Origin of the sequence: Streptomyces sp. C (assembly GCF_000158895.1) — a bacterium.
Classification (GTDB): domain Bacteria; phylum Actinomycetota; class Actinomycetes; order Streptomycetales; family Streptomycetaceae; genus Streptomyces; species Streptomyces racemochromogenes.
This window is the reverse complement of the sequence record NZ_GG657750.1, coordinates 1,400,742-1,404,514: the sequence shown is the minus strand read 5'-3', so window position 1 is coordinate 1,404,514 and position 3,773 is coordinate 1,400,742. Positions and strand designations below refer to the sequence as shown.

The 3,773-nt window shown below is 74.5% G+C and carries 3 protein-coding genes and 2 pseudogenes; 4 read left to right on the top strand and 1 reads right to left on the bottom strand.

The window, feature by feature from the left end; genetic code table 11:
- Positions 1-324: pseudogene (locus SSNG_RS06120) on the top strand (hypothetical protein); the annotation flags it as partial.
- Positions 325-354: 30 nt separating this feature from the next.
- Positions 355-1,447: pseudogene (locus SSNG_RS06115) on the top strand (phosphotransferase family protein).
- A gap of 7 nt (positions 1,448-1,454) precedes the next feature.
- On the opposite strand, the gene SSNG_RS06110 reads toward SSNG_RS06115, so the two are convergent.
- Positions 1,455-1,904 (bottom strand): hypothetical protein, encoded by a 450-nt coding sequence (locus tag SSNG_RS06110; protein WP_007262932.1) that lies wholly within the window; start codon positions 1,902-1,904, stop codon positions 1,455-1,457.
- Positions 1,905-2,121: 217 nt separating this feature from the next.
- On the opposite strand from SSNG_RS06110, the gene SSNG_RS06105 reads away from it, so the two are divergent.
- Both SSNG_RS06105 and SSNG_RS06100 read left to right on the top strand, forming a co-directional pair.
- The gene (locus tag SSNG_RS06105) at positions 2,122-2,562 is read left to right on the top strand and encodes an Lrp/AsnC family transcriptional regulator (RefSeq protein WP_030011705.1); all 441 of its coding nucleotides are present in this window, start codon (positions 2,122-2,124) and stop codon (positions 2,560-2,562) included.
- A 73-nt stretch (positions 2,563-2,635) separates the two neighbouring features.
- Positions 2,636-3,773: amidohydrolase family protein (locus tag SSNG_RS06100; RefSeq protein WP_007262930.1), on the top strand; the 1,138-nt coding region annotated here is incomplete at its 3' end.

Here is a 3,773-nt window from a genome sequence, read left to right as displayed (position 1 = left end):
GCCGTCGTCCACCTCGCCGACCCCTCCCGCAAACCCCTCGAACTCGGCGTCGAGATCCTCAACTCCTCCCCGCTCGCCGTCGGCGCCGGCTACCCGCCCGCCGCCGACTGGCAGCACGGCACCTGGCAGGGCCGCGGCTGGACCGACCGCCGCACCTACGACCTCTCCGACCCGGCCGCCCACCCCATGGCCGCCTTCGGCGTCACCGACCACTCCGCCCGCTTCACCCTCGACGGGCGCACCGGCTTCGGGATCTTCGAACACGGCAGCTTCGGCCGCCACGACCCCAGCGGTTTCGCCGACTACTCCTCCGTCGCTCCCTGACCCACCCCCCCGAGACAGGAAGGACCGGCCATGGCCACGGCACCCCGCCCCCGCACCTCCACCCGAGAGCCCGAGGAACTCGGCCGCCGCCTCGCGGCCTGGCTCGACGGCCGGCTCCCCGGCGCGAAGGTCGTCAACACCACCGTCCCCGGCTCCAACGGCATGTCCAGCGAGACCCTGCTCTTCGACATCGAGCACCCCGACGCACCCGTCCGCGCCTGCGCCCTGCGCCTGGCCGCCGACCCGGCCGCCTACACCGTCTTCCCCACCTACGACATGCCCCGCCAGCACCGCGTGATGAGCCTGGTCGCCGAGCACACCGACCTGCCCGTCCCGCGCGTGCTCTGGCTGGAGGAGGACCCGGCCCCGCTCGGGGCGCCGTTCTTCGTGATGGCCCGCGCCGAGGGCCGCGTACCGCCCGACGTCATGCCCTACACCTACGAGGGGAACTGGCTGCACTCCGCCACCGACGCCGAACGCGCCGAACTCCAGGAGGCGAGCATCTCCCTCCTCGCCCGGCTGCACGACCAGTTCCCCGCGAAGGACGCGGAGTTCCTGCTCCCGGCCGGCGAGGGCAGCCCGCTGCGCCGGCACGTCGACGCGCAGCGCGCCTACTACGAGTGGGTGGTGTCCGGCCTGGCGCGCTCGCCCCTGCTGGAGCGGGCCTTCGACCGGCTGGAGGAACTCTGGCCCGCCGACGAGGGCGAACCGGTCCTCAACTGGGGCGACGCCCGCATCGGCAACGTCATCTACGACGGCTTCCGGCCGGCGGCCGTCCTCGACTGGGAGATGGCGGCCTACGCCCCGCGCGAGGTCGACCTCGGCTGGACCGTCTACCTGCACCGCTTCTTCCAGGACCTGACCGTGAGCTTCGGCCAGCCGGGCCTGCCGGACTTCCTGCGCCGCGAGGACCTGGAACGCCGCTACGCGGAGCTCACCGGGCACACCCCGAGGGACATGGAGTTCCCACACCCTGTACGCGGCCCTGCGGCACGGGATCGTCATGCTGCGCATCGCCTACCGGCAGGCCTACTTCGGCGAGGTGGAGGTCCCCGCCGACCCCGACGGGCTGATCCTGCACCACGCCAGCCTGGCCGGCATGGTGCAGGGCACCTACTGGTAGCCGCGGATCAGGCGGCCTGCGCGTGCTGGCTCCTGCTCGGCAGCGCGGCCGCCTCCGGCCGCACGGGGCGCGAGCCCGGCCCGCCGACGTGCGAGAACGGCTGCGTCCGCCAGTCCAGGCCCTGCGGCAGGTCGAGGTGCACGATGGCGTCCAGATCCTGCTGCTCCGGCAGGAGCGCGCCCAGCGTCGGCAGCGCGTCGGAGACCGGGCGGCCGGTGCCGGCGCACACCGTGAGCCCGAACGGGTTCCACGGGGTCAGGCACAGCGCGTGCTGCGGCAGGTGCTCCTCGTCCGCGACGAGGGCGATCGACTGCCCGCAGTCCGGGCAGACGGCGTGGCGGACCTCGAAGTCCTCGGCGTCGCCGGGTTCGAGGTACTCCCCGTCGTCCGCGTAGCCGGTCTCGACGGATTCCAGGGGCTCCGGTTCGGTGCGACCGGCGCGCTTGGTGTTCAGCATGGATGTACTCCCCCTTGGGTGGGCCGGGCGGGCAGGTACTTCGGCCACGGCCACACCAAGCACTTCCCGCCGCGCGGCACGAGTAACCACCAGAGCGGGATGTACGCCCGTACATGCCTGTGGCTTTGGTCACATGCCCGCCGCAGGTGCCACTTCTCCGTGGACACCGCTGTGCCGGAAGCCGCTCGGGGCAATAGGTTGTGCGGCTATGAGCGCAATGGAGGAGCTGGACCGCCAGATCGTGGATCTGCTCGTGCGGGACGGGCGGATGAGCTACACGGACCTGGGCAAGGCCACGGGGCTGTCCACGTCGGCGGTCCACCAGCGAGTACGCAGGCTGGAGCAGCGCGGCGTCATCCGCGGGTACGCGGCCGTCGTGGACCCCGAGGCCGTGGGGCTCCCGCTGACGGCCTTCATCTCGGTCAAGCCGTTCGACCCGAGCGCGCCGGACGACATCGCGGACCGGCTGGCCGGCGTGCCCGAGATCGAGGCCTGCCACAGCGTCGCGGGCGACGAGAACTACATCCTCAAGGTCCGGGTGGCCACCCCGCTGGAACTGGAGGACCTCCTGGGCCGCCTCCGAGCCCTGGCCCACGTCTCCACCCGCACCACGGTCGTCCTCAGCACCCCCTACGAAGCCCGCCCACCCAGGGTCTAGCACCTTTCAGCCCCGCCCCCACCCACCCCACCCCGGGAAAACCGCGGTCGGCGGAGGGGCGAGACTGGTCCCCATGACCGACCGCACCCCCTCCGCCGAAGCCGCCGGAGCCACCGCACCCTCCCGAACCGTCCTCCTCCGCGGAGGCGAGGTGCACAGCCCCGCCGACCCCTTCGCCACGGCGATGGTCGTCGAGCGCGGCCACGTCGCCTGGGTCGGCTCCGAGGGCGCCGCCGACGCCTTCGCGCAGGGCGTGGACGAGGTCGTCGACCTCGGCGGGGCGCTCGTCACGCCCGCCTTCACCGACGCCCACGTCCACACCACCTCCACCGGCCTCGCCCTCACCGGCCTCGACCTGACCGGCGCCCGCTCCCTCTCCGAGGCCCTCGGCCTGGTCCGCGCGTACGCCGCCCGGCGGCCCGCCGACCGGGTGCTCCTCGGCCACGGCTGGGACGCCGCCCGCTGGCCCGAGCGCCGCGCGCCGCGCCGCTCCGAGCTCGACGAGGCCACCGGGGGCCGGCCGCTCTACCTGAGCCGCGTCGACGTCCACTCCGCGGTGGTCACCACGGCCCTGCTGGACCTCGTCCCCCAGGTGCACCCGCACGGCGACGACGTGCCGCTCACCAAGGACGACCACCACGCCGTCCGCCGTGCCGCGCTCGCCGCCCTCACCCCCGCCCAGCGCGCCGAGGCGCAGCGGGCGGCCCTGGACCGGGCGGCCTCCCTCGGCATCGGCTCGGTGCACGAGTGCGGCGGGCCCGACATCTCCTCCGCCGAGGACTTCGCCGGCCTGCTGGCCCTGGCCGCGGAGCACCCCGGGCCGCGCGTCCACGGCTACTGGGCGGACCGGGACCTCGCCCTGGCGAAGGAGCTCGGCGCGGTCGGCGCGGCCGGCGACCTGTTCGTGGACGGCGCCCTCGGCTCGCACACCGCCTGCCTGCACGCCCCGTACGCGGACGCCCCGCACACCGGCACCGGCTACCTGGACGCGGCCGAGGTCGCCGAGCACGTCGCCGCCTGCACCGGGGCCGGCCTGCAGGCCGGGTTCCACGCCATCGGGGACGCCGCCGTCGCCGCCGTGGTCGAGGGCGTCCGCGCGGCCGCCGCGAAGGTGGGGCCGGACCGGATCCGGGCCGCCCGGCACCGCGTCGAGCACGCCGAGATGATGACCCCGCAGACCATCGCGGCCTTCGCGGAGCTCGGCCTGACCG